The sequence below is a fragment of the Flavitalea antarctica genome, assembly GCF_054461535.1.
On the sequence record NZ_JBTLQG010000008.1, the window covers coordinates 116,570 to 143,047 of the forward strand.

The 26,478-nt window shown below is 41.5% G+C and carries 21 protein-coding genes; 14 read left to right on the plus strand and 7 right to left on the minus strand.

Translation table 11 applies throughout. The features are described from left to right. Positions 1-37 precede the first annotated feature (37 nt). Positions 38-718 (minus strand): helix-turn-helix domain-containing protein, encoded by a 681-nt coding sequence (locus ACX0G7_RS10460; protein ID WP_458923410.1) that lies wholly within the window; start codon positions 716-718, stop codon positions 38-40. Positions 719-826: 108 nt separating this feature from the next. Here ACX0G7_RS10460 and ACX0G7_RS10465 point away from each other — a divergent pair, with 108 nt between their 5' ends. The 5 genes from ACX0G7_RS10465 to ACX0G7_RS10485 all read left to right on the plus strand — a co-directional run bounded on the left by ACX0G7_RS10465 (position 827) and on the right by ACX0G7_RS10485 (position 10,646). Continuing rightward, a complete protein-coding gene (locus ACX0G7_RS10465; RefSeq protein WP_458923411.1) occupies positions 827-1,210 on the plus strand; it encodes a YbjN domain-containing protein in 384 nt (127 codons plus the stop codon). 4 nt (positions 1,211-1,214) lie between these two features. Further along, positions 1,215-1,925 (plus strand): PspA/IM30 family protein, encoded by a 711-nt coding sequence (locus ACX0G7_RS10470; RefSeq protein WP_458923412.1) that lies wholly within the window; start codon positions 1,215-1,217, stop codon positions 1,923-1,925. A gap of 222 nt (positions 1,926-2,147) precedes the next feature. Next, positions 2,148-2,777, plus strand: a complete 630-nt coding sequence (locus tag ACX0G7_RS10475) for a hypothetical protein (protein ID WP_458923413.1) — start codon at positions 2,148-2,150, stop codon at positions 2,775-2,777. Positions 2,778-2,976: 199 nt separating this feature from the next. Beyond that, complete coding sequence (locus tag ACX0G7_RS10480; protein WP_458923414.1) at positions 2,977-5,031, plus strand: hypothetical protein; 2,055 nt, start codon at positions 2,977-2,979, stop codon at positions 5,029-5,031. Between the two features lie 404 nt (positions 5,032-5,435). Continuing rightward, positions 5,436-10,646, plus strand: a complete 5,211-nt coding sequence (locus ACX0G7_RS10485) for a DNA repair ATPase (protein ID WP_458923415.1) — start codon at positions 5,436-5,438, stop codon at positions 10,644-10,646. A 262-nt stretch (positions 10,647-10,908) separates the two neighbouring features. On the opposite strand, the gene ACX0G7_RS10490 is transcribed toward ACX0G7_RS10485, so the two are convergent. The 6 genes from ACX0G7_RS10490 to ACX0G7_RS10515 form a co-directional block, all read right to left on the minus strand. After that, positions 10,909-12,597: a GMC oxidoreductase gene (locus ACX0G7_RS10490; protein WP_458923416.1), complete on the minus strand. Its 1,689-nt coding sequence runs from the start codon at positions 12,595-12,597 to the stop codon at positions 10,909-10,911. 689 nt (positions 12,598-13,286) lie between these two features. Further along, positions 13,287-14,303, minus strand: a complete 1,017-nt coding sequence (locus ACX0G7_RS10495) for a hypothetical protein (RefSeq protein WP_458923417.1) — start codon at positions 14,301-14,303, stop codon at positions 13,287-13,289. A 248-nt stretch (positions 14,304-14,551) separates the two neighbouring features. After that, positions 14,552-15,007, minus strand: a complete 456-nt coding sequence (locus ACX0G7_RS10500; RefSeq protein ID WP_458923418.1) for a hypothetical protein — start codon at positions 15,005-15,007, stop codon at positions 14,552-14,554. 240 nt (positions 15,008-15,247) lie between these two features. Then, positions 15,248-16,024, minus strand: coding sequence for a hypothetical protein (locus tag ACX0G7_RS10505; RefSeq protein ID WP_458923419.1), 777 nt, complete (start codon positions 16,022-16,024; stop codon positions 15,248-15,250). 19 nt (positions 16,025-16,043) lie between these two features. Next, complete coding sequence (locus tag ACX0G7_RS10510; protein ID WP_458923420.1) at positions 16,044-16,850, minus strand: hypothetical protein; 807 nt, start codon at positions 16,848-16,850, stop codon at positions 16,044-16,046. An 8-nt stretch (positions 16,851-16,858) separates the two neighbouring features. Next, on the minus strand, positions 16,859-17,941 hold the full coding sequence (locus tag ACX0G7_RS10515) for a glycosyltransferase family 2 protein (RefSeq protein ID WP_458923421.1): 1,083 nt from the start codon (positions 17,939-17,941) through the stop codon (positions 16,859-16,861). Between the two features lie 445 nt (positions 17,942-18,386). Here ACX0G7_RS10515 and ACX0G7_RS10520 point away from each other — a divergent pair, with 445 nt between their 5' ends. From ACX0G7_RS10520 to ACX0G7_RS10560, 9 genes are all read left to right on the plus strand, one after another. Further along, entirely contained in the window at positions 18,387-19,043 is a 657-nt protein-coding gene (locus ACX0G7_RS10520) for a hypothetical protein (RefSeq protein ID WP_458923422.1), read from the plus strand. A gap of 118 nt (positions 19,044-19,161) precedes the next feature. Then, the gene (locus ACX0G7_RS10525) at positions 19,162-19,812 is read left to right on the plus strand and encodes a sensor histidine kinase (RefSeq protein WP_458923423.1); all 651 of its coding nucleotides are present in this window, start codon (positions 19,162-19,164) and stop codon (positions 19,810-19,812) included. Next, positions 19,809-20,444 carry a response regulator transcription factor gene (locus ACX0G7_RS10530; RefSeq protein WP_458923424.1) on the plus strand — a complete coding sequence of 212 codons (636 nt, stop codon included), beginning with the start codon at positions 19,809-19,811 and terminating at the stop codon, positions 20,442-20,444. The genes ACX0G7_RS10525 and ACX0G7_RS10530 overlap by 4 nt, the downstream gene beginning before the upstream one ends. A gap of 374 nt (positions 20,445-20,818) precedes the next feature. After that, on the plus strand, positions 20,819-21,484 hold the full coding sequence (locus tag ACX0G7_RS10535; protein ID WP_458923425.1) for a response regulator: 666 nt from the start codon (positions 20,819-20,821) through the stop codon (positions 21,482-21,484). Positions 21,485-21,519: 35 nt separating this feature from the next. After that, positions 21,520-22,116 carry a DUF2652 domain-containing protein gene (locus ACX0G7_RS10540; protein ID WP_458923426.1) on the plus strand — a complete coding sequence of 199 codons (597 nt, stop codon included), beginning with the start codon at positions 21,520-21,522 and terminating at the stop codon, positions 22,114-22,116. Positions 22,117-22,302: 186 nt separating this feature from the next. Continuing rightward, on the plus strand, positions 22,303-23,739 hold the full coding sequence (locus tag ACX0G7_RS10545; RefSeq protein WP_458923427.1) for a sensor histidine kinase: 1,437 nt from the start codon (positions 22,303-22,305) through the stop codon (positions 23,737-23,739). A gap of 37 nt (positions 23,740-23,776) precedes the next feature. Further along, positions 23,777-24,529 carry a LytR/AlgR family response regulator transcription factor gene (locus ACX0G7_RS10550; RefSeq protein WP_458923428.1) on the plus strand — a complete coding sequence of 251 codons (753 nt, stop codon included), beginning with the start codon at positions 23,777-23,779 and terminating at the stop codon, positions 24,527-24,529. Between the two features lie 292 nt (positions 24,530-24,821). After that, on the plus strand, positions 24,822-25,487 hold the full coding sequence (locus tag ACX0G7_RS10555) for a response regulator (RefSeq protein WP_458923429.1): 666 nt from the start codon (positions 24,822-24,824) through the stop codon (positions 25,485-25,487). A gap of 36 nt (positions 25,488-25,523) precedes the next feature. Continuing rightward, a complete protein-coding gene (locus ACX0G7_RS10560; RefSeq protein ID WP_458923430.1) occupies positions 25,524-26,132 on the plus strand; it encodes a DUF2652 domain-containing protein in 609 nt (202 codons plus the stop codon). Positions 26,133-26,478: the final 346 nt, after the last annotated feature.

A 26,478-nucleotide genomic window follows, 5' to 3' on the forward strand; every position in this document is an offset into this window, starting at 1 on the left:
TTGTCACACTGCCTTTGTCATCTGCGGCAGTATGCTCTTATCCCCGCTCATGCTCATATACCGCGAACAGCTTCCAGAACTGCTTTTCCTCCTTGAACTCGAACAGATGTTTTTTGAAATCATTCAACACAAGCTCAATAACGCTGCCGGACAACCGATACTGCCCGATCATGATCTCCGATGCATTGGTGAAAAAGCCAGCTTTACCATCACACAAATGCACATTTTCACGGGTAAGCTCTTCGAACACCAACACATCATTCATACGATAATCCGGTAAGGCCTGGTGATGCGGGATATTGTTATTGAAAGAGAGCGCAAGGAGGTTATTGCTGCTGGTTTCAGGCAAAACCAGTTTCGGGAACGATGCCCAGTCGTTAAAAGCTAATTCTTTATGACTGCACCGCATATATATGGCATCACTGATGAAAGGCACCTCCCTTAACTGCAGGTTTGTGATCCGGTTTTCATCGGTTAACAGGGAGTCACCATTGTATTGAAGGATCTCGTTGACTGTGAGCACGTCGGATACAAATTTATTTAGCGGTATGCTAAAATGGTTTGCAATTTTCATCACGGATTCCAGTTTTGGCTCCGCGCGTCCCTCTTCGTAAGATGAGATATTTCCCCTTGTTAATTCAAAAAGATCCGCAAATGCTTGCTGGCTCAGGTTCCTGGCGGTCCTTATCTTTTTTATGTTTGTTCCGATCTTGAGCATAAATCAAATATAAAGCAAAATATTTTAACAAATATGCAAATATTTTTTGCAATTTAACAAAATCTTTTTTAGCTTTATCAGACAAACAAACGCCAAATGATGGATTTCATGTCCACAATAGAAGATTTCGCCACCAGCTCCGGTTGCCGTATCGTTTACAAAAATGAAAAAGACGGCATCCTGAAAATCGACAACGAGGAGGATGGCATTCATAACCTGATCATAGGGATCGCACCCCCTATCCTGATCATGGAACATTTTCTCTTTTCGTTCAAAAAAGACAACGTGGGCATGTTCAAACAGCTGTTACAGAAAAACCGCGACATGATCCACGGTGCCTTTGTGATCAACGAGGAGGGTAACAAGGTGCTGTTCAGGTACACCATGCAGATCGACAACATCGACCTCAACGAATTTGATGGCGCCATCAATTCGCTTGGTCTCATGCTCAGCGAATATTATCAACAAATCATTGGTTTCTCTAAACTGTAATGTTATGAACCTATTTAAAAGAATTTTCAGGATCGGTCAGGCAGAAATTCATGCCGCTGTCGAAAAAATGGAAGATCCCATCAAGATGACCGAACAGGGTCTCCGCGAACTCCGTGATGACCTGGCAGAAGCCACCGAAGCATATGCCAAAGTGAAAGCCCTCGCCATCCGGACGGAAAATGACGAGGCCGCCTGCCAGAAAGAATCATTGAATTATGCCGAAAAAGCCATACTGATCATGCAGAAGGCTCAAAAAGGCGACCTCGAGCTCAATAAAGCGGAGCAACTGGCTCGCGAAGCACTTTCTTTGCGTCGCAGGTACTATGCCGATGCCGAGGACCTGCGTTCACAGGCACTCACGCATCACCAGAGTTCGCAGGACATGCTCAGGAACATCGAGATCCTGAAAGAAAACATGGCCAAATGGGAAAAAGAACTGAAAACCCTTAAGGCACGGGTCAAAGTGAGCAAGGCGACGCAGCAGGTGAACAAACAACTGGCTCAAATTGATACCAATGGCACCATCGCGATGCTTGAACGTATGAAAGACAAGGTTGAGGACCAGGAAGCATTGTCGAAGGCTTATGGAGAGATCGCCCATTCAAAAAATGATCTAAAAGATGAATTGAACAAGATTTTGAAAGACGATACGTTATCCATCGAATCGGATCTGTTGGCCATAAAAAAGAAACTGGGCATGGGTGAAAACCCTTAGCGTTAAACCTGGCCAGGATTTATATTGCTGAATTGATATTGTCCATGGTCCAAATTATTTTTTACATCGTTCAAACTATATCAACCTTAAACAAATTCAACTTACATCAACCCTAACCAAGCTCAATTTATATCAACACTAACCAACCTCCACTTATATCAACCCTAACCAATCATGTCCGAATTCTTTAACCTCTTGTTTCACCCCCTTTCAAATGGCATTATGACCGTACTAACGGGCATCACTGCACTATACTGGGTGTTTACACTGATAGCTGGTGATTTCCTGGGCGACCTGGACTTTGCACCGGAGGTTGATACGGGCGTTGATGTAAGTCCTGATACAGACGTCAATGCAGGGGAAACCGGTGCCGAACAATCATGGTTCTCAAAAGCGATGGATTATGTAAACGTCGGTAAGGTGCCCTTCATGGTGGTGTATTCGACCTTTAAGTTTATCGCCTGGATCATTACCCTCGTGAGTTCAATATTCCTCGGCATGGCAAGCTGGGGCTGGAAATCGGCCCTGATATTATTACCGGTATTTGCACTCGCATTTTTTTTAACCCGTTTTGTAACCAAACCATTAGTAAAAGTGTACAAAACCATGGGATATAACGGTGACGAATCAGTGGATCTGCTAGGACGAATAGCAAAAATGCGTTCCTCGGTAAGCGGCGATAAGATCGGTGCAGCAGAAATCGTGGTAAACAACGACGTGATCCGCCTGAACGTAAAATCAAAATCCGGCGAAACCATAAATTATAACGCCGACGTAATGATCGCCGACGAATCAAAAGATGGTCGCTTCTACTACGTCGTCCCCGAAATCACACTAAATAATATTGTATAGCATATAATTTCCAGCATCAATTGATATCATTTTGCTCTTAGTCACGTCTAATTCCTATCATCACCCCATAAAAAATTTGCCCAAGCAACCTATCCCAAACCAAATCAAGCATTCATAAACTAAAGAACTCATAACTCACTCATCACTCATAACTCACAACTCATAACTTAAACACCAACCTTAACCTTAATCAAAAGACATGGGCTCCTTATTCGACACTCTCGGCGGAATCACCTTATTAATTATTGGTGGTATCGCGTTTCTTCTCTTCATCTTACTTGCTGCTTTTGCCAGCTTTTATAAAAAGATCCCACAGGGCAAAGCCATCGTGAGAACCGGTGTGGGCGGAGGCAAGGTGGCATTTAACCAGGGAATGTATGTGATCCCCATTCTACACAAGATGGAGATCATGGACATCTCGGTTAAAAAATTACAAATTGACCGGATGGAAAACGAAGGACTGATTTGCAAGGACAATATCCGCGCAGATATCAAAGTGGCGTTTTTCGTTCGTGTAAATAAAAATGTGGAAGACGTATTAAACGTTGCGCAGATCATCGGGACTGAACGTGCATCTGACACGGATACGCTGACCAACTTGTTTGAAGCAAAGTTTTCAGAAGCTTTAAAAACCGTTGGTAAGAAGTTTGACTTTATCTCCTTATATGAGGCCCGTCGGGAATTCCGCGACGAGATACTGGGTATCATCGGTACAGATCTGAATGGTTATATTCTGGACGACTGCGCCATTGACTATCTCGAACAAACCGAGATGAAGTTCCTGAGTCCAGGTAACATTCTCGATTCACAGGGTATCCGCAAGATCACTGAACTGACCGCAGCACAAAATATTCACGCGAACCTGATCCGTCGTGAAGAAGAAAAAGTGATCAAAAAGCAAAACGTGGAAGCACGTGAAGCCATCCTTGAACTGGAAAGACAACAGGCAGAGAAAGAAGAAAAACAAAAACGCGAGATCGATAATGTGAAGTCGCGCGAACAGGCAGAGATCTTGAAGGTGCGTGAGGAAGAAAGACTGAAATCTGAAACTGTGCGTATCAAAACGGATGAAAGCCTGGCTGTTCAGGAAGAAAATAAACTTCGCCAGATCATCATTGCTGCGAAAAATAAGCAACGTACTGACGCGGTTGAGACAGAAAGAGTGGAAAAGGATCGTGCACTGGAAGCTACCGAAAGAGAAAAGATCGTAACCCTTGCACAAATCGAGCGCGACCGTAATATAGAAGTTGAGAAGAAAAATATCCAGGATGTGATCCGTGAAAGAGTGAAGCTTGAAAAAGGTGTGGTGGAAGAACAACAGAATATGAAAGACATTGAGTCCTTCCGTGAAGTAGAGCGCCAGAAAACAGTCGGCATCACGAATGCGGCGCGGCAGGCTGAAGAAAAGTTGATCTATACCGTTAAGGCTGCCGAAGCGGAGAAAAAAGCTGCTGAAGAACGTGGTAAACAAACCATCATTGATGCAGAGGCCAAGAAAGAAGCTTCATTCAAAGAGGCTGAAGCCCGCAAGATTCTTGCAGAAGCCCAGGCCCGTGAGGATGCAACACTTGGTTTGTCTGAGGCTGAAGTGATGATTGCAAAAGCCGAAGCTTCCGAGCGCCAGGGTTCTGTTGACGCCGGTATCGTTGAAAGGATGGCTGACGCAAGGCGTAAGCAAGGTCTGGCCGAAGCTGAGGTCACCAAAGAAAAAGCCTTTGCTGAAGCTGCGGGTATTGAAAACAAAGCTGAAGCCATGAAAAAGCTCGATGGTGTTGGTAAGGATCACGAAGAGTTCAAATTGTTATTGGCCAAGGATCGGGATATTGCGCTGGCTGGTATCAATATTCATAAGGATATTGCTATGGCCCAGGCGGGTGTGTTGGGCGAGGCACTGAAGTCTGCCCGTATTGACATCGTTGGTGGTGAAACTATGTTCTTCCAGAACATCGTTAATCAGATATCAAATGCACGAGGCTTCGATCGACTCATCAATGAAAGCGAACACGCGACTGATATTAAAAACGCATTGATCGGTGATGGTAATGGTAACGGTGATGGGCATTTGCTGGAGCGTATCAAGGCCTTTGCAACCAAGTATAATGTGTCAACAAATGATCTGAAGAACCTGACGATCTCAGCAGTGTTGATGAAGATGCAGGCGAATAGTTCTGATAGCGACCTGCCTGCAATCATGGACCTGGGCAAGCTGGCGAACAGCCTGGGATTGGGCAATAAAAAGCTGGGAGCTGTCTAGTTTCAAAATGAGTTACGGTAGCTGCAATTAAGAATTGCGACTATCGTTTAACTCGTTCAGGATCCGACGCACAGTGAATTTGTATGAATCAATATCTTATTCTGACAGGTTTTTCATTTGACAGGTTATTCAGTTACTTTTAGAATTGGGTTCATAAGAACAAAGTCTATTCAACACTTAATACGCTACGCAGTATTCTGTAACAGCGATTTTGAACCAGGATCCCGTCATGGCGCATAGCATTGAGCGGTATCAATAACATCGATTGAATAGAAGATGATCAGTCAAATCGAATTGCGTTGAAGGGTATCAGTAACATGGAATTGTGTGGAATAGGATTCGCTTCAACAGTGACCTGCGTTAGCTTCATCGATTAATAACAAACTTCCTTATTTCGGCTTAATATGGCAGTAACAGAGCAAAAGACAGGACCTGCATTAGATTCGGGAACATACGAGATTATCCGGAACAGGCTGAACGAGCAACGCATCGAACTTGCTGCGCGACTGGCGAAGCTGAATGCGGCGAGGCACGAGGTGTTCAGCTCGGATGGATTTGCCTTGATCTCAAATCAGAGAATCACTACCGAAAATCATGGCGAATCGAGAGGTATTATTGCGCTGGGTGATCTATGTATATTCGGATACAACGTGCAGTTTGGGTTGAAGGAAGACATCAAACTAAGCGATGTATTCAGCGTCTATAAATTTGCCAATGATCATTTTGAACCACAGCCATTAACGCTGATTGATGACGCAGCTTTTGTTACTGATTTTACCAATCTCTATAAATATTACCGCGATTCATTGTTTGCCAGGTTTTTCCAGAGTGGGAACTACCTGTACATGATTTTTCAGACCGGCAAAACGGTTGATGATCGGAAGGCATTTAAATGGCTGAACAAAAACAATCAGCTTACCTATATAGATGACCGGTCCATCCATGAAGTGCAACGCGCACCGCAGCATGATTTCCGTTGGATAAAAACCAACCTGGAAGATCGTCGCCTTGGTGCATTCCCGCATATCTCCATACTTGATAAAGTATTTATTGAAGCCATTGGAGGTGATATCACTTTCAAGGTTGAAAACAATACAGCTTCAGGTCGTGGTATCTATCATGAGCCGGTGCTGAACAAAGATCAGCAGCTCGATGATGCCGAATATTATTATGCTGATCTTGGCAACCTGGTGGCTCTGAAGATCAAGCCATACCAGGAAGAAGCACGCTCCTATATATTTAACGCACGAACCCGAGAGGTGAGGCCGATCAAAATGTTGCTTGATGCAGGCATTTTGTTACCGGACAACCAGGGCGTTATCTTTCCAAATGGATATTACCTGCAGAATGGCGATTTCAAATTATTCGAATCCGATCTCACAGGTCTTGAATTTATTCGCAGTGTGGCTTCCCCGAATGGCGAGGACATCCTATACATCTTTTACCAGGTTCGAAGCAATACCTATGTGCTGATGTCATACAACATCATAGTGCAACAGGTGGAAACGCCGATCATTTGTAATGGGTTTACTGTTTTTAATGATGGTAAGCTGATTTATTTCCGGACCGAAGCTGAAGCGGTGCGTCATCACCAGGTGCAGATCTGGCAAACGCCCTACACGGCAGTGTTGAAAGAAAACGAAGGCATGCACGATAATGTGCTGTATAAGATCGGGAACAAGGATATCGTGAGTGCGATGTCCGAGAGCCAGGAGATTATCCAGTTGTTAAGCAAGGAGGATTCTTATTCGCGGCTCTACGAAGACATTCAGAAAAAGGCGAATGATGTTATCGATTCCTATTTCTGGATCCGTGACCCGGCGACTTTTGATTTAGCTTCGCCGCTCTCATCGATAAAAGACATTGCCAATACCGCGATTGATGAATTTGCAAAGGTGCAGGCACAGCGCCAGCATGCCCGCGAGGCATTGGCCGCGATGCAGAAACGTGTTGATCAGTTGGTGATTGATATAAAGAACAATGTGGTGACCTCGCTTGATCAGCTTGTGCAGATGCTCGCCAACACGCGCAATATGCAGGGAGCAGTCATTGATCTGCGCAATGTAAAGTATGTTGCTTTTGATAAAGTGGATGAACTGCAAAAGGTGTTGGATGGCTATAACACTACTCTTTCGCAGGACACGATAAACTTTTTGCTTAAGGATAAAGCCCTTGAACCGTACGAACAAAAGGTAGTAGCTCAGAAAGCAGCTGTCGCCGGTGTCACCAAAGCCATTGATGCCTTAGCCATCGAAGCTGCCGTAAAGAGTATTGCCGGCGAGCTCGAGATGTTGATTGATATCCTGAACAGCCTGAAGATCGAGGACACTACGCAGAGCACGCGTATCATCGAAAAGATCTCATTGATCTTTGCTTCGCTGAATGAAGTAAAGGCCGACCTGGCCCGTACGCTAAATGCATTGCGAAGCAAGGAAGCAACCGGCGAATTCTACGCACAACTAACTTTACTTGAGCAAGGCATAGTATCCTTTCTTGATCTCTCTACCTCTCCGGAAAAATGCGAAGACTATTTCACTAAGGTGAGTGTACAGGTAGAAGAACTTGAAAGCAAGTTTGCCGATTTCCCGGACTTTGTAGAAAAAATTGCAGATAAGCGTGATGAGGTGATCAAGGCCTTCAATGGCAAAAAAGAAATGTTGATCACCCAGATCAACAAACGTTCTGCTTCGCTTGAACAAATCGGCTTACGTGTTCTAAAAAACGTCGAAAACAAAGCGCGGTCATTTGATAGCAAGGAAAGCATTTATGCGTTTTTCTCCGCTGATCTGATGATTGGAAAGATACGCGGTCTTGTTGCCGACCTGGCAGCCCTCGGCGATGTTGCAAAAGCTGAGAACCTTGAGAATCTGTTAAAGGTTGCCCAGGAAGATGCGTTACGTAACCTCAAAGACAAAACCGACTTATTTGTTGACGGCCAAAACATAATAGCGCTCGGTGATTACAAGTTCGTCGTAAACAAGCAGGTGCTGGACCTAAGCATTGTCCGAAAAGATGAGAAGTTGTTTTTCCATCTCATTGGGACAAGCTTCTATAAGGAAGTTACCGCCGAGGCATTATATCAATATCGTTTTATTTGGGAGCAGGAGTTGATTTCCGAAAACACTTCAGTTTATCGTGGTGAATATCTGGCTTACCAGGCGTACCGGGCTTATGAGCATTCATTTTCTGGATCAACAGCCACAAATAGTTCAACAACCACAAACGGATTGACATCTATTCACGGTTTGACACCTATTCAAGGCTCGACGGCTCCTTATGGTTTGTCTGTCAGCAATAGATTAAGCGATGATCAAACACGTAAAGGCGACCATGAATTGAGCGATAATACAAACCGTAAAGGCGAGGATGGGTTAGGCGTTGACAAGCATGGTCAAGGTGCCGATGGAATAAGCGATTACCAAAAACGTAATAGCCAGGATAGATTAAGCGCTGATCAAAATGGCAAAAGTGCCGATGGCCGTGGTTTTCGGAATAATTTCGATCACATCAGCTATATAAATGACCAGGTCGAGCGTGATTACAGAGCAGCATACCTAAAAGGCGTGCATAATTCCGATGCCATTTTAATATTTGAACATCTACGTGCCCTGCGGGAAGGTTTGGGGATACTTAACTATCCGCCTTCAGTTCGGGTAGCTGCCCAGCTGTTCTGGTTGCAATTGGATGAAGCAAGCACAAATAAGTTGTCACAGTTAATCGGTGCGGCGCATTCCATAGAAAAGACTTTTCCAGGCAGCAGGCATTCGGCTTATGTGATAAATGAGATTGTAAACAAATACAGATTCTATGCGGTGAACCATGTCAGCGGTAACAGTGCGCAGGTCCAGACGGTTGCAGCGGACAACCGGAGTTTCAACCATGCTGGCAGTACTGCAGTTATTGCAGACGCCGCTGATGTTGCGGCATATCTATATGATGAGTTTGCTTCAAATCTGAGTTTCACAGCCAGCGAACAGGCTCTGCACATCAAAAAAGCCTTTAATGAATTTCTGCATGCTCAGAAACGTTTTGATGTGTTTGCGAAGGATACAGAAAATGCCGGATTTAGTGTTGAAGACCGATTCGAGATAATTAAGAATTGGTTGCACGCCTTTCTGCATCAGGGTGGATTTAACGCAAGCTATATTGACGAGGCAGCTTGTCTGCTTCTGTTCAGGAATCATGCTTATAAAGAGCGCGCCGCTTCAGACAACCGCCAGATCAACGGTTTGAAGGGCACACATGCCGTTATTACAGGACAGCAATACAACCTGAACTTCCATTCCTTCCTTTCAAAAATGGAGAATTACAGCGGGACAGTCGTACCTGCTTTTGAAGCCTTTAATAAAGTCAAGAGCGACCTCACAAAAAGCTACAAACATGCTTTGAAGATTGGCGAGTTTGAGCCGCGCGTTCTGAGCTCGTTTGTCCGAAACCGTCTGATCAATGAGGTTTATTTCCCGTTGATCGGTTCGAATCTCGCCAAACAGATCGGTACAGCCGGTGATGACAAACGCACGGCACGCATGGGTATGCTTCTTCTCATCTCTCCTCCCGGCTATGGTAAAACAACGCTGATGGAGTACCTCGCTAAAACGATGGGCCTGCATTTCGTCAAGATCAATGGACCGAGCATCGGACATAGGATCACATCTATAGATCCGGTCGAAGCAACCACCTCCGGCGCCCGTGAAGAACTTAAAAAGATCAACCTGTCTTTCGAGATGGCAGATAACGTGATGCTGTACCTCGATGATATCCAGCATCTGAGTCCCGAGTTCCTGCAAAAATTTATCTCGCTTGCCGATGGTCAGCGCAAGATGGACGGAATTTTCGAAGGGGATAGCAAAACTTATGACCTGCGTGGCAAACGTTTTTGCGTGGTGATGGCGGGTAACCCCTACACCGAAAGCGGTGAGCAATTCAAGATCCCGGATATGCTTGCCAACCGTGCTGATGTATATAATCTTGGTGATGTGATCGGCACTTCAGATCATCTCTTTAACCTGAGCTTAATAGAGAACGCAGTTGCGGAAAACCGTTACCTGCAAATAATCTCAAACCGTAGTTTCGAAGATCTTCATAAACTCATCAACTACATCGAAACCTCTTCGGAAATGCTCCCCGCCCTCGAGGGCAACTACCAGGGCCAGGAAGTGGACGACGCACTCGCCGTTCTTCGTTCAATCATAATGATTCGCGACGTTGTGATTCGCGTGAACCAGCAGTACATCGCAAGTGCCGCAATGAAAGATGCCTACCGCACCGAGCCTGCTTTCAAACTGCAAGGCTCTTATCGTAACATGAACAAAATGGTTGGAAAAGTTGTGCCTTTGATGAATGTCGAAGAGGTTCGCACACTAATTCTCTCTCACTATGAAAGTGAATCACAGACATTAACCTCCGACGCAGAGGCAAATCTACTTAAGTTAAAAGAACTTGCAACTTATATCACCCCGCCTGAGCTCGAACGCTGGGAACAAATCAAAACGGTATTTCGTAAGAATAATAAATTTGGTGGGTTGGATCAGAATGACTCAGGGGGACAAATGTTAATGCAGCTTAGTAGCTTTAATGAGCATTTAGAAACGATCGCGAAAGCAATGAATAGATGAATAATACCTGGTGCAGATAGGAAGGACTAAATACAGTTTTATTGCAAAAAAGTAGGTTGACATGAATCCCAATTACTATAAAGTTGATTTTTTTCTAGAAAAGATACAATGGTGATACAGCGAAATGAAACAGACGAACCCAGTCCCAAATCGGAAGTCACACGCCACAACAAGCCCCTTCTCCTTCATTGGCCACGTCCCGAAAGCTGTAGCCGAAAATAACCTCAGGTTCTCACAAAACAGATCAAGATGAACTTTACCTTCAGGCAAGTTTTTGTGACAGTCTCAGTGCTAACGCAACAAGCGTTCGAACTGGATTAGCTGCAGAGCTGAATGGCAAAACAGACATATCACAAACGTATAAATTATCAGTTCCTCGAACTTGCAAATTCTCGTCGACAACGGAATCAAAAATAAATGATCCTTTATAGGATGGTCTATACGGCATTCGCAAACTACCAATAGCATGATGCACTGTTCCGTACCCAAAGCCTTTGTTGTTTTTGCCAAACCAACTTTCGTTTTCAGGCCTGGGGGTTTGTCCATTGTTCTGAAACTTTGAGAAAATTTCATGGGTCAAACGATTCAATACAGCAAATATTTCTTCCGGTGTTTTATTCCACCCAGCAAGCGCGGGAAAACGGGAGAAAGCAAGATGCTCAATTTTTGTCTGGTTTTTAAACCGTAACTCTGGCAAATATCCAAAAGGCGGCGGTGTTTCGATTTTATTGCTTTCATCTAAACAATTACCAAAACTAAATTTAATATCAATTCTTGAGGCCGAATTGAGTATATTGGAAGGTTCGGTTTCAATATTCGGGTCGTTTTCCCTGAGATGCCAGTATTCATGGTTAATATTCATTTCAACATTGAACGGGTAAAGGATTTGATCCTGATCATCTCGTCTACCCTTGGAATACATTATTATTTTTGCATGGGACGTCTTGGGTATGGTAACGTTTTCAATATTAGTTACGAATGTCGTAATTTCTGCGGTTGTGGGGTGATCAGTCAAACCACGCCCAATTAGGTTACGGACATTTTGTGGTAGAGAGTTAAAGAGGCTAGAGGATCGTCGAATTAGCTTGGGACTTTCGATAGATCCCCCAGCTATTACAACCGAACTGGCACGAAAAACTTTTGTCGCTCCGTTTAAAGTATTTGTACACACTACCGAAAATCGATGATCAGAATCACGCTGCACATCCTCAACAAAATGGTTTAGCTTCAATTGCAGGCCATTGCCGTCACCATGACTTGTTCCAGGAGTTAAGCCCAATTGATTTATGATAAGTTCTGCTGTATTAAAAACACCAGTTGGCTCAGTAAAAAATTGATTTTTGGGAATTCCGTCTGGTGAGAGATAAGGTTGATGCAATGCGCGCGGCGTTTCCCTGATGGTGAAATCCTGTGCAAGGGATGTCTGTCTGAGCTTTGAGACGATATCGGCCGCAGTTTTGCCCATTGAAACTGATTCATTCATCTTTTCACCAGCTTTTGCAAGCAATCCGGATTCCAAACTATTTCGGACCGCCTCAGGATAAAACTCCAACTCCCAACTTTGAAGTGTTGGGATCAGTCCTGACCAAAAAATAGAGCGGCCGCCCATATTTAATTGAGGCTTCTCTCCTATAAAGAATTCATCGTTCTCAGTTCCCTGCTGAACAAATGTATCACACGCGAAATGCCTCGCGATGGAGGCATTTGGAAATCTACACATGTTGTACACATGTGTAGGGTAAAGAAAAGAGCCAGCCTCAAGAATTAATATTCTTTTGTGACGCCCTATGCGGTCGGCTAGGTCATCACCAAGTACGCCGCCACCTATACCTGATCCAATGATGATGATATCAAAATTGCTACTGGGTCCGATATACTGCAAGAACAATCGTTCATTTAGTGGACCATTGCTGGCGATAAAATTCGGGTATGTAGAAGCTCCAAAACTCATTATGAAAGTTTTTGTTGTGAAACTATTAGTCCTACTTTAACCAAAAGATGAGAAGTCAGAATGATGACCTATTATAGTTAGTCCTGGCATTAAGTACTACCGCCAAAACTGCAATTACAACACCGATAAGCGACTGAGTCATTTCTTTTATCTCAGGCAAAACTTTGACGGGATGTGATACGAATCCTCTATGTGCCCATACTATCGCTGAACCAATCAGGGCAAAAAAATATAGATAACAAGCCATAGTTTGAATTATGGAAGGTGTTGGGGAGAAGACATAGTTCAAAGGATTCCAGGTTTTTATTTGCCGGAAATTAGAGGTCGAATTAGTAACACCAAGAACTGCTCCTAAATTTGCCGACAATATTGCTGCAACGCTTGAGACAAGACCTGAAGGAATCGGTTGCAATTCACACTCTTCAAGGTTGCAATTCCAGGAAATGGAGTAAGCAGACCCATCTCCATATAAAAACACCAAAAGTCCTATGACACTAAAAAGCAAATCAAATAGTCAACAGGCTTATTCATAAAAAAGTTTTTTTTGGTTTCTATTTAATAAAAATTAAGTAAAGATGGTCTCGACGTAATACCATGCTCAGGTCAGTTGTTCAGATTGATTCGAATAAGGGGAAGAATGAGCAATAAGATCAAACAAAACCAACATCACAGAACATCAGTCATTCACTTCAGTTTGCCTTTTTGAAGGGATCTTGCCCCAGACGAAGATTAATGGCCAAAAAAAGGTTAGGCCTAAAAAATCCCTTTTCATACAATTTCGATTCCTCAATGTTTTCTTTTAAACCTTGCCCTTCATGATAACTTCCATCTAACTTTTGTTGCTCATAAAATACCACCCCCGTAGAAAATCCAACGTTATGTCTATACATCAGGTTAAACCCCAGGCTAACAACCGGAGATGCTGAGTTTACCCCTATTCCTGCAGAGAAGCTCCCGTTCCATGGATGATCGCGCCTGTTGTTTAAGAAATAGTTAAAGAAAATTGTTGGCGCAAATCGGAGATCCAGGACATTTGGTGTGGCTCTTTTAGTAATTACAAAAGTATCAGCAGATTGTCTCAAAAAGTACTGTTGTGGCTCTAAAGCTCTGGAAGAGAACAAAAAACCATAGCTAACTACCCACTGACCATGACTCTTCCCTTGCATCGTATACGTCCATATTTTAGTTCCGGATGTAACAGTGATTATATAGTTATTGGAAGCTATTATTTCCAATTCAAACGGCAGGGGGATTTCTCTTTCGCACTGCTCTTCCAATTTTTTAATGTTATCCAAGATGGCCTGGTTAGTGCAGTTAATTGCTGCTGCCTTAGCCTTCAGGTCAGATAGTTTCTTTCCCAGTTCAATTTCCGTGTTTGATTCTGTTACCTTGTTAATCCAATCACTTGTTTCCTTGATCAGCATTTCCAACTCAGGACATTTTGTTCCGTCAGTTGACATCATGGCGAAATCGTTCTTATCTAGAGGAGGATGCAATACCTCAATCGCATCAATCTTAATTAAATACGCGCGCTTAGGAAAAGCATTTGAGAGAACTATCGCCTTTATTGAATTGAGATTTCGAGGAATTGGTGAAGTAAGGCTTGTATTATAAAATACAGCCAAGTCAATTGGTACTTTATCTGTCTGACTCATAGTAGGGATGATCCACGTACAAAGCAAACCGATAGATAAGATAAGTTTCATAGTATTATTGCTTTAGTAGAATTTGAAAGTTTCCATCCCGAAGGATATCCTTGAACTACATAGTGGGAGTTTGATCGTTGGCTACTATGAACCATATATAAACATTTGTTCTACAACACACCAAAATTCTCAGCACAATGCTAACCTAGGTACCTAAACGTCTCGCTTTTTCGTCTCTTCAACAATGAGGAACTAATTGGGCCATCTCCACTTACAATTCAAAGCATAATATCTGAGCTATTCAGATTTTAAAGAATTTTGACCTTGAACCCAGAAGAATTAGCTAAAGGAAGTTCTACTATAGCCTTGCCAGTCGGGTACTCAGTTGCTGGTGCCGCAATTTCCAAAGTCTTATAAGTTTGACCCAAGGGGTCCTGAGGATCCTGGTTTACCCCAGCCAAAATTACAGTAGGTGCACCGATTTGTGCGCCATGTTCTGCAACATGATGTGCACCCAAAATGACTAACAAATATTCGCAATCCCCCGACTCGCCGTCACGCTTGTCATGGAAAAATCTTTGAACTGTTTTCCTATCGAACAAAAATGCGTTGGAGGCACTCGAATAATAGGTAAGTCTGTCTGGGTCGGCGCTATACACCGTAAGAATTTTCGCGATTACTCGGTTGACCGGTTCTGTTAGATCCTTAAACTTGTTAATCTCTTTGTCAGCAGTTTCTTTGCTGATAGGCTTTCCGTGTGACATAGTTAAAAGGTTTAATGTATTGTAATTGTTGCTAAATAAAGAACAAGGGGTGGGTGGCTAATTTGTTAGTACAGGTTCTGGTTCGCTTTTGGAACCAAATAATTCACAAAATTAACCACGGTCAAAGGGAGAATACTTAAGTGTGGCCAAATCAGGACACGTTCGGCTACAAAGGTTCACTAGCTTGAAAGACAATCAACTTGTACGCTAGCTATATTACTGAATATCTACTTGTAGTATTTATCTTTTCCTTGTCGTCTCCTTCTTTTCAATCATTGAGTATTTATACAAAACGTACTTTTCTAATTCCTTTGACTCAGGCTTCTCGAGTAGTCGCGATGATGTAAAAGGATATTCTTCCGCGAGAGAGACATTCTTAACTTTTGGAATGACTTTTTTATCACCAGTGATGTGCAGTTCTGGCTCATACGTGTAATTCAAATCATTATTGTCCTTGTCGACCCCAACAGAGACCAATGTTAGTTTACCGGGAATTCGCGCCGCTTTGGGATTTGTTGAACGCGCCTGTATGGCAGGACTATCATCGAGGTCTTTCATACATAAATAGAAACGTATTCCCTTACACTTGTTCTGGCTTAATATTTTAAGGATAGCACCTTTATCCATAGTTATCGCAAAAGAATTACTCAATAGTTCTTCCAACCAACGTTCACAAAGCAGTGACAATTCTTCAACCTTATCAAGTGTTTTAGTAACTAGTTTCAAATCCTGTTTTGTGAAATTCTTCTTTCTAAACTCCTCAATAAGCGCATCACCTTCCATTTTTACTGACTTCGCGGTCTCCATCACTTTTGATTCATCAATCTCAGTCCATAGTTTCCTGATATAATAAATTGCGAGTTGGGCATCCACGGGCTCGCCAAATTTTTGACCTCCTGTTGCTACGTCCATCTCCCCTTCTTCTTCATAAACATCAATTGGCTCCGGCTTTGACTGGCTGCGACGGGCATAGGTTTTTCCCATAGCTACCCATTTTAACTCTAATTTCTTTGGCATAGTTTGATTGTATATGTAGTTAACAAATTTTCATCTTAGAGGTATTAAATGTAATTCTCCATGCTTTATTTGCACGTTCATAAGCTTCATTAAATTTCGTGTGCGAAGGCTGAACTAGGTGAAGTTGTACCAAATCCCATATTTGGCTTAAGGCTAATTCTTTGTTTTCATACTCTAAAAGATAACGTAGGCAAGCCCGACCGAACATTGTTACTAGGCTAGCAAAAGGAACCTCGTATAAGTCAGACATGTTGGAAACTTGATGTTTCTGCAAATGTCTGAACCCAGATAACTTGAGTGACTCGGTAGATTGTAGGGAATAACTGGCGGCATGCGTTTTGTTGCCCAAGAGTGTAGATTCTTTTTTTATCGACTGTGCCAGCCTATCAACAAGAGCCAGGAGCGACGTTTGAGTAAAAGGTCTCTCACTAAATCTTTTAACAATTATCGCTGACAAAATAAGTTGCACTTCAGCGAGTCTGCCTTCCTTTATCCAATGCTCATCAAATAAATTGTATCGTATTTGATTGCCAGGAAAATCCAGAAAAAACGAGGACGAGGAAATAGGATCTGTGGTTTCCATTGGAGTGCATTGGTCCAAAAACTCTAGTGTTTCCATCCGGATGATATCATGATATATGTTTTGATTTCTATTGGCATTGAGTACCACTTGGACCGAACATCCGCGTTCAAAACTCAGGAACACCAATGCACTATTAGCTTTGGCTCCACAGTCATTTAGTTTTGTTGAGAGCAATGTCACCAGCTTGTTCCAGTTCGATGTATCAGTAAACACTGAGAGGAAAATGGCATTGCGCTTACGCATAAAAATACTTAAAGTGATATTTTTTTTCCCGAGAAATTTCTGTAAACTTCGCCTCTCCCGAAGGAAGCATTTACAGCAACCCTGCGATATTTCAAATTGCTGTCCATTTTATCACGATTTTGCGACTGACGGAAAAAGAAGAATGCATCTAATTTCATTTGCTCAGAGTCGATCCTCCGGAAAAACTCCCATTTCTTCCTTGACGCGACTGGGGCGTTAATATTTTCGATTTGGACGGTTGAATCTGGATAAAGCAAATGCAGCATTTGATCAAATAATTCCCAAGTACCGTGCTTCCAGCCGCCGGATACATCGAACTGATGATGAGGAACAATCATTAGGGATGCACCCGGTTGAGGAAAAGAGGAATTCACTGTAAAGTTGTTAACTACCGTGCCCAAATAAAAGCCTCTATTTTTCAACAAAAAAAGCAATTGGGTTGCGCTCTCATCAATATATTTTATATAAATCTGATGAATTCCTAGAAATAGTTGATCATTTTTCAGCCTTGCAGAAATATCGTGGCCTATGGTCCTAAGGTATGACGGATTAGTAATTGTATATGTTTGGCATCCAGCAAGAGTCAACCTATTTACGAAATCAAAATCCTCAAATCCATACCCATCAAACGACTCATCATAACCTGTAGTTCGATAAAACTGAGTCTTATGAAGGCATACTTTGCCATATGCGTCTGTAGTGTGACGATTTCGAAGTCCGGTAAGGCAAAAAGCAGGATTTTCTTTAAATTGGTTTAAAGTATAATTTGCGAAACTATTTCCAGCAAAATTATCGGCATCTAAGTTTACCATAATTTTGCCCTGTGAGAGTCTGAATGCCATATTCCTGGCGTGACTTCCACAAAATGACGTTGCCTTATCATATCGGTAATAGACGAGTCTTCCCGAATGAAGTTCATTTTTGAAATTAGAATGGATATACTTTCCAACACCATCTGAGGACGAATAATCTAAAAGGACAAATTCTACATATGACTCAGGATTTTCAACAAGATTAATGGGCAAAGTGTGGCTAAGATGTTCAAGCCTGTTCATACAAACCGTGCAAAATGAAATTTTAAATTTACTCATTGAATTCGGCTATTTACTTTAGACAAACTGCAATTCATCTTTTTGAGGTTGCTAACTGTAGTATCTATGGATGCCTCTTTGATCCAAAACCGGCATTGATATCCGCCAAAGTTTTCAATGGGTAGACGATTTATATGGGTAGAGGATTCATTTTGTAACTTGCTATTTCAAATCTACCTGAGTATCGATCTTAAGAATTCAGTATTTACACCTTTTTAAATACGGGAAATTTCCCGTCTTCAATAAGAAGTTATTTATGTAAAGTATAAAACATTTAATCATTTGTTAAATACGGGAAATTCCCCATTACCAATAAATGTTAAACTCCCGATCTTCCCCCTTTGAATAAGATCATGTTTATGGGCTGAAATAATGATTAACTATTTCAAAACATACAGGACATAATACCTACTGGTATAATAGAACAAATTGAAAATTTATCAGCTTGCAATATCTATCTATCTTTTCAGTGCTTTTACCACTCATTGCAGGGATATTCCTTTTCAGCCGCATAGACACAAATTCAAAATGGATTTTAGCACTGGTAGCCATGGCAGCGGTTCCACAACTGTCAGCACTTATGTTTGACGAAAAAGACGTTGCCAGGATAATATTTTATAACTTATATATACTCTGTGATGCAATTATATTGGCATTTATATTTTATAGGAATAGTGAAATAACAGCCGTCAAATCTTGCATTGGAATACTGGTTTCAATTCAATTAGCAGGTGTTGCATGGGCTTACATTTCGATAGGGATTGGCCAAAGATTCATATATGAGTTAGTTTGTTTGAACAGTTTGTTACAAGTTATATGGGTACTGGCCTTCTTTTATGAAAGATATGTTGGCGAAAAAATAGAAAATATTGAAAAAGATCCGATGTTTTGGTTTTGCCTGGGAATTCTGCTCTATGCACCGACCACCTATTTTCTATTCGTTTTCTATGATTTGATTAAAAGCAGTAAAGAACCAAACATCAGGCAACTTTGGGACTTGCATCATTTTCTTAATGCATGCATGTATGCACTATACACGGTTGGTATCGGTGTAAATTTATTCAAGACTTCAAACAGAAGAAATGCTAGCAGGCTTTATTAACCCCAATGTACTTGTAATAGGCGGTGCCGCGATATTCTCGGTGCTCGTGTTTTTTATCATTCTTTTTATACTGGTCTACCAAAGAAGGTACTATCGTTTTTTACGTGAAAAACATCAGTTGGAGCTGAAGTTTGAACAAGAAATCCGCAAGATACAGCTTGAGACACAAGAAGAAACTTTTTACCAGATTGGAGAGGAAATACATGATAATATTGGACAATTATTAACCAGCACAAAACTTCTTCTCAGTATAACAGAAAGATCCTTGCCTGGAATTCCAGACCCTTTCTATACCGCACAGGAGACTCTTTCGAAAGCGATCCAGGAACTTAGAGCTTTGTCCAAATCCTTAAATAAAGAATGGTTACATCAATTTAATCTTATAGAAAATATTACAACTGAAACTGAAAGGATTAACTCGGCAAATTTAATTAAAGCCAATTTTGTATCAAGTGCCCGACAGCTACCAATGAGTGCAGAAGACCAGGTTGTTTTATTCCGCATAATCCAGGAAGCAATTCACAACAGCATTAAACATTCCAATGCAAAACTCGTGCAAATCATGATTCATTTGAATGATGGAATACAGATTATTGTTTCCGACGATGGGGAAGGATTCGATACAAACCAGGATTCTGTAAGCGGAGTTGGTATGATAAATATGAAGCATCGTACGCAGGTGCTCGGAGGAACGATAAAATGGAGTGCAAATCAAAACAATGGTACCGATGTAGAAATTCATATACCCACCCCAAAGCACCAAAAATGAAGATAAATATAGGAGTCGTTGACGACCATCAATTATTTTTGAAATCTTTAAGTAGTCTCTTGAAGGATTTTCCAGGCTTTTATGTGCTTTTAGAGGCGACGAATGGCGAAAGCCTGCTTCAAAAACTGCAACAGGCCTCAGTTTTACCTGATATTTTATTGCTGGATGTTAACATGCCAATAATGGATGGCCCGGCTACGGCGCAGGCGGTTTCTACCAAATATCCCACGATCAAACTTGTTGCGCTGTCTATGAAGGAAGATGATACTTCCGTAATAAGTATGATTAAATCAGGATGCTGCTCGTATTTGCTTAAAGATATCCACCCAGATCAACTTGAAAAAGCATTATTGGAAATCAATGAGAAAGGATATTATAATGCTGACGTAATGAATATTAACTACCGTCGGCTGTTACTTAAAACTGAAGACAAGATAATTTTCTCCGAAAGAGAACGCACATTCTTAAAACTTGCATGCAGCGACCTCACATATAAGCAAATTGCAAACGAAATGCATCTATCTGAACGCACAATTGACGGTTATCGTGAAACGCTTTTTGAAAAACTTAATGTTCAAAGCCGGGTTGGTATGGTGCTGGAAGCATTGAGGCGAAACCTCGTCACCCTATGATGAAAGCCAACCGGCTGTAGCTTGCGAGCTACTCAAAATAGAACACAAGTTTAACATATCCCCGTCGCTCAACACCAGGGCTCCCCCAACCTGATCGCTTCGTAAGTATTGTTTGCTATTGCATTACAAACATCTGCGTTAAAAAATAACGAACTCAACTCACGCTTCCTAAATCGGGAAATTTCCCGGTCCATCATGTGGATACTCCCCTATTTAACGGTTCAGCCTCTTACTAACTTAGCATCATCAGACTAACAAGTCCAGGGAACATAGCTAAAGAAAATCTTCGCCAATGGATAATATCAATTCACAATTAGTCGGAGGAAAAATTCTTGGGTGGACGAAACACTAGCACAATCATAAACCTTATAAATATGAAACCAATACAAGTAGCAGTAGTTGACGATCATGGCCTTGTCAGAAGCGGCTTAGTCCAACTGATCAATTCATTCGATGCGTATCAGGTAGTGTTTAATGCTCCTGGATACCACGAAACCCTTGCATTCATCAACGATGGGATTATACCAGATCTCATTCTGCTCGATATTAATATGCGGGGTAAAAGTGGGCATGATGTCGCCGAATGGCTTTCCGCGAACAGTCCCGATGTTCGAATATGCGCATTAAGCATGTTTGGCAATGAACTGTCAGTTGTAAAGATGCTTAAAAATGGGGCAAGGGGATTCTTACTAAAAAGTTGTTCAAGTTCAGAACTTAAATGTGCTATGGATTCAATCATGGAAAAAGGATATTATTATTCAGAGCTGCTAACCGGAAACCTGCTCCACTCGATCCAGAAAGGAACAAAAGGCAAACCAAATAATTTCGACCTGACTGAGAAAGAAATTGAGTTTCTGGAATATGCCTGTACAGAAATGACCTGCAAGGAGATAGCAGCCAAAATGTTTTTAAGCCCAAGGACTATTGATGGTTACCGTGAAAAACTATGTGAGAAGTTCCAGGTTGAAACAAGACTTGGCCTTATACTTTATGCTATCAGAAACAGGATTGTCGTACTTGATGAATACAACTATTGCTAACAGTTTATTACCCGAACCCACTTTAATCAACAATCATGACAGGACTTATTTTCATCCCTGATATCACGGGTTTTACAAACTTCGTTTGCCAGGTACCTCCTGAGGTCGGAGCAAAAATAACCAAGGATCTTCTAACGGAGATTATAGACAACTGTCTTGCCGACCTCCAACTCGCCGAAGTTGAAGGAGATGCCCTGTTATTTTACAAGCTAGGTGAACCCTTACCTCTTGACCAGATATTAGCTTCTTTCAGGAAGATTGCAACTGCATTTAACATGAAATACCAACAGTTAAAAATTCAGCACGAGGTAAATGCGGGTCTGACTCTTAAATTCATTCTTCACTATGGCGAGATTGATATTTATCATGTCAAAAGTTTTAAAAAACTATACGGAAAAAGTCTCGTTGAATCTCATCGCCTGCTCAAGAACGGCTTCGTTGGTTCAGAATATCTGTTAATAACTGAAGACTACATTCAAGCTTTAAAACAACCGGCACGGCATTCCTTGACCAGCGCAACAGTAACACCACAAAGGATTACACAACATTTCAGCAATCTTCGCAATATCAACTATTATTTTTACGACACCCATGTAAATGAGTTACAGCTGTACTGTAACCCCACCGGCTGAGATTTTTGCAAGGCAGAAAGGATATAACGTTCAGCAAACGAAAAATATATAAAAGACAATTATTTGGATTAATATTAGCAATCTAAGTTTTCGTACTCAATTAGCGAAAACATTCCAACCCTCTGGAGCAGTATTTGTTTTTATTTTAAGATAAATCCTTATATGGCGATAAATCAAACCAGCGCGATGGAAAAACTTGAAATGGTAGACTATACAGAGTTTACAAATTCTGCCAAGAAACTTCGATTCTCACATTTCCTTGAACAGGAATACCTGCAAAATTATTTTGTGGTGGCTAACTTTGTTCCCATTAAATTGATTCTTGCCTCTTCGATATACCTTGTTTTCGGCGTATTAGATTTCATAGCAACACCTGTTTCGATTATTGAGGTTCTTACAATAAGGGCCTTAGTCGGAGTGCCATTTTTCATTTTCTCTTCAATACTGTATATAAAGAAAATACAGCTGAAAAGATTTCAACTGTTGTTTTCTTTTGCAGCTATCGCCGGCGGGCTGGGGTTGGTAGTTTTAATAGGCTTACTTGAGCCAGGTGAACTTGGTCAAACTCACTATCCAGCGGGCCTGATGCTTGTGATAATATTTGCCTGTTCGGGGATCGGCCTGAGGTTTTGGTATGCTCTCACATCCACCATTATCATATTGGTAGCTTTTAATATTTTCATGTTTTTCCCACAGACTGCCGGATCTCCCTTATCCCGGGAGATTATGATTATTCATAACTTCAACTTAATCGGGGGTTCACTTCTCTCACTCTTTGCTTGTTATAGTTTGGAGGCTCATACTCGTGTTAATTTTCTCAACCGCAAAATAATTGAAATCGAAAAACTTAAATTGAATTCTCTGGTGAAAGAACTGGAAAGTAAAAACATTCAAATACAGCAACATCAGAAAGAGATAGAGGCGGAAAAAATTAATACTTTGAAGGCAGAGTACGATAGACAACTGGCTTCTCTCCAACTTAAGTCCCTGCGAGACCAAATGAATCCTCACTTCTTATTCAATTGCATGAATACAATTGAGGCATATATCATGGAGAACCGCGCTGAAGAGGCGATAGAATTTCTACAAAAGTTTTCTAAACTTATCAGAATTACCCTCGAAAACTCCCAGCATGACACGATTCCTATCTCCAGAGAAATTCAAACACTCGAATTGTACATTCAGCTGGAAGAGGTGCGGGCGAACTTCCGATTTTCTTACAAACTGGAAGTTGACCAAGCTTTATACAGTGACAACTTCACTATTCCCCCCCTGCTAATCCAACCATTTGTTGAAAATGCTATATTACATGGTTTAAGGCATAAGGCTGAAGGGAAGGGACTTCTTCTGGTAAAGCTTTACAAACAAAATGGGCATTTAACTTGTCTTGTCGAAGACAACGGGGTTGGCCGGCGGAAAGCGGCAGAGCTCCAAAGTAACCGACCAGGTAAAAGAGAATCGCTAGGAATGAAATTTACGAGTGAACGCATGGCCGGGCTGAGCGAGGTTTCTTCTTTACTTTACCAGGTAGCAATTTTCGATTTAAACAGTGACAAAGAAACTGGAACGAAAGTCGAGCTAACGTTGCCTTTAATAATGCATCATGAGGGAAAAAATTCTTGATATTTCACATAAAATTAACTTTTAATACCGCTAGGTTATGAAAGTAGTTTTGGTCGATGATGAGAAATCAGCTTTATTCATCCTTCGTGAAAATTTGAAGATATTCATGCCGTCAATTATTATATCAGGTGAATTCGACGAGCCTGAAGAAGCAGTAAAACAAATTCCCTTATTGAAACCAGATGCCATCTTTCTGGATATCGGCATGCCCCGCTTGGATGGTTTTGAAGTAATGAAACTACTACCTGAAATTACTGCTAAGATAATTCTAACTACCGCTCACAGAGAATATGGTCCGGAGGCTTACCGCTTCAGTGCTTTTGACTACCTGACTAAACCAATTGACAAGGCCGATCTCCTTAGAGTAATACAAAAACTCGAATTGGAATTACTCCAGAAAAAGAAACAAGATGCTTTACCCACTTTGCGGGAATCGCTCCAGGTGTTAAAACCCAGCCACGAAAAGCTTAATGTTCTTCCAATCACTACGCTGGACGCAATTTACCTGCTACCATTAGCCGAAATCATTCGTCTAGAGGCGGATGGAGCCTATACTACCATATATCTGGTAAACCAACATAAATTTGTCAGTTCAAAACATCTGGGTTACAATAAAGATTTTCTTGATTCCCATTTTTTTCAGGTCCACCGATCCCATATCATCAATTTAAATTTTGTTAACAAATATAACAAAGGGGAAGGCGGATCAGTGGTATTGACTGATGGTACCGAAATAGTCGTATCACGGGAATCAAAACAAGAACTACTTGAAAGAATTTTTGGTAAGTAACTTGTGCTGATATTGCAGTCTTCCTGAACAACAGAGCATAAAATTTATAGCGTTATACCTTCGCTTCGCAGTTTAGAAACTCATCCCCACAATTCGCCAATTCCCATCTGGAGTATTGGAAAAATCTTGCAACTTAGCTACACCAAAAGAAGTGAGAGTCACACTTAAGCTAAGCTTAGTTATTTAGCAGGATAAAGTTTAAGTGAGAAAAAAATCCTAAACATCTTCACAAAGATTTGACATTCATTTTAAATTTCTTTAACAAATCTCACACAATCTTAAACCTTAAACTATGACACCAATTAAAGTAGCAGTAGTTGAAGATCATGGCCTGGTTCGGAGTGGTTTAGTTCAACTTGTCAATTCATTCGATGGCTATCAGGTAGTTTTTAATGCACCTGGATATGATGATACAGTTGCCTATGTACAAGAAGGCATTGTGCCGGATCTTATTTTGTTAGATGTTCATATGCGTGGTAAGAGTGGCCACGATATTGCTGAATGGCTTACAGTCAATAGTCCTGATATTCGGATTTGCGCATTAAGCATATTTGACAACGAAGTAGCTGTTGTTAAGATGTTGAAAAATGGTGCACGCGGCTTTTTGCCCAAAAGTTCCTCAAGCTCTGAACTAAAATCTGCAATGGATTCAATAATGGAAAAGGGATATTATTATTCCGACCTGCTTACTGGAAACTTACTTCATTCCATACAGCGGGGTTCGAAAGGTAAACCAAATAACTTTGACCTGTCTGACAAAGAGATTGAGTTCCTTAGATACGCCTGCACTGAAATGACATGCAAAGAGATAGCAGCCAAAATGTATCTGAGTCCAAGAACTATCGATGGTTATCGCGAAAAACTATGTGAAAAGTTCCAGGTTGAAACAAGACTTGGCCTCGTGCTTTATGTTATCAAGAATAGAATAGTCGTAATTGATGAGATCAATTATTGTTAAGCGTTCCATACCCCCGAACACCACTTAAGCACCATTATGAAAGGACTTATTTTCATTCCAGACATTTCTGGTTTCACGAACTTTGTTTGCCACGTGCGCCCCACTATAGGCGCGAGGATCACCAAGGGTCTTTTAACAGAGATAATTGACAACAGTCTGCCTGACCTTAAACTCGCCGAGGTTGAGGGGGACGCATTGCTCTTTTACAAATTCGGTGATCCGCTCCCTATGAATGAAATACTCTCATCGTTTAGACAAATGGCTAATGCGTTCAGAGTAAAATACCACGCATTTAAGCTTAAGTATAAAGTTGATGCCAGTCTTTCGCTAAAGTTTATTCTTCATTTTGGCGAGATTGACATTTACCAGATCGGAAACTTCGAAAAGTTATATGGGAGAACACTGGTCGAATCGCATCGGTTACTAAAGAATGGTTTCGTAGGCTCAGACTATCTTCTAATTACTGAGGACTACATAGAGGCCGCCAACTTGGTGCTAAGAAATCAACAAACGAATGAGGAAGATAAACCGGAAAGAATTACCCAACACTTCACTGACCTTCGCGATATTAATTATTATTTTTACAATGAAAATCATGGTGATGTAGCCCTGTCCCCAAGGGCAGCGATCATCCCGGCTTGCTGAACCTGGAAGTTCAAATTTTTCCACTTCATTGAATGAAATCTTCGAACGAAAGTATATGGCACCTCACATAAGAAGATCTCTGACTTTTAAGGAACGGCATTTTGATTACAAAGATCGAGCATGGAATAGACACCTCAGCTAATTGTACTGCCGACCTACATCTTACCTCAAGAAATAAATTCGACCGCACTATTTCTAGCCCGAATGCTTATGGACACTTAACACATTCAATAAATTCTGGCTGTTGCTTTCATGAAAAAAGAGCAGCCCTGTTGATCTATTAGGCCTGCCGCCTCTTCAAACCGAATGCCTTTAACATTTCTATATGGGCCTTTTCACCCGTCAG

What these genes read in the sequence shown, in the direction of transcription:
- ACX0G7_RS10460 (WP_458923410.1), bottom strand. Translation starts at nt 718, where the DNA reads ATGCTCAAGATCGGAACAAACATAAAAAAGATAAGGACCGCCAGGAAC.
- ACX0G7_RS10465 (WP_458923411.1), top strand. Translation starts at nt 827, where the DNA reads ATGTCCACAATAGAAGATTTCGCCACCAGCTCCGGTTGCCGTATCGTT.
- ACX0G7_RS10470 (WP_458923412.1), top strand. Translation starts at nt 1,215, where the DNA reads ATGAACCTATTTAAAAGAATTTTCAGGATCGGTCAGGCAGAAATTCAT.
- ACX0G7_RS10475 (WP_458923413.1), top strand. Translation starts at nt 2,148, where the DNA reads ATGACCGTACTAACGGGCATCACTGCACTATACTGGGTGTTTACACTG.
- ACX0G7_RS10480 (WP_458923414.1), top strand. Translation starts at nt 2,977, where the DNA reads ATGGGCTCCTTATTCGACACTCTCGGCGGAATCACCTTATTAATTATT.
- ACX0G7_RS10485 (WP_458923415.1), top strand. Translation starts at nt 5,436, where the DNA reads ATGGCAGTAACAGAGCAAAAGACAGGACCTGCATTAGATTCGGGAACA.
- ACX0G7_RS10490 (WP_458923416.1), bottom strand. Translation starts at nt 12,597, where the DNA reads ATGAGTTTTGGAGCTTCTACATACCCGAATTTTATCGCCAGCAATGGT.
- ACX0G7_RS10495 (WP_458923417.1), bottom strand. Translation starts at nt 14,303, where the DNA reads ATGAAACTTATCTTATCTATCGGTTTGCTTTGTACGTGGATCATCCCT.
- ACX0G7_RS10500 (WP_458923418.1), bottom strand. Translation starts at nt 15,007, where the DNA reads ATGTCACACGGAAAGCCTATCAGCAAAGAAACTGCTGACAAAGAGATT.
- ACX0G7_RS10505 (WP_458923419.1), bottom strand. Translation starts at nt 16,024, where the DNA reads ATGCCAAAGAAATTAGAGTTAAAATGGGTAGCTATGGGAAAAACCTAT.
- ACX0G7_RS10510 (WP_458923420.1), bottom strand. Translation starts at nt 16,850, where the DNA reads ATGCGTAAGCGCAATGCCATTTTCCTCTCAGTGTTTACTGATACATCG.
- ACX0G7_RS10515 (WP_458923421.1), bottom strand. Translation starts at nt 17,941, where the DNA reads ATGAGTAAATTTAAAATTTCATTTTGCACGGTTTGTATGAACAGGCTT.
- ACX0G7_RS10530 (WP_458923424.1), top strand. Translation starts at nt 19,809, where the DNA reads ATGAAGATAAATATAGGAGTCGTTGACGACCATCAATTATTTTTGAAA.
- ACX0G7_RS10535 (WP_458923425.1), top strand. Translation starts at nt 20,819, where the DNA reads ATGAAACCAATACAAGTAGCAGTAGTTGACGATCATGGCCTTGTCAGA.
- ACX0G7_RS10540 (WP_458923426.1), top strand. Translation starts at nt 21,520, where the DNA reads ATGACAGGACTTATTTTCATCCCTGATATCACGGGTTTTACAAACTTC.
- ACX0G7_RS10545 (WP_458923427.1), top strand. Translation starts at nt 22,303, where the DNA reads ATGGAAAAACTTGAAATGGTAGACTATACAGAGTTTACAAATTCTGCC.
- ACX0G7_RS10550 (WP_458923428.1), top strand. Translation starts at nt 23,777, where the DNA reads ATGAAAGTAGTTTTGGTCGATGATGAGAAATCAGCTTTATTCATCCTT.
- ACX0G7_RS10555 (WP_458923429.1), top strand. Translation starts at nt 24,822, where the DNA reads ATGACACCAATTAAAGTAGCAGTAGTTGAAGATCATGGCCTGGTTCGG.
- ACX0G7_RS10560 (WP_458923430.1), top strand. Translation starts at nt 25,524, where the DNA reads ATGAAAGGACTTATTTTCATTCCAGACATTTCTGGTTTCACGAACTTT.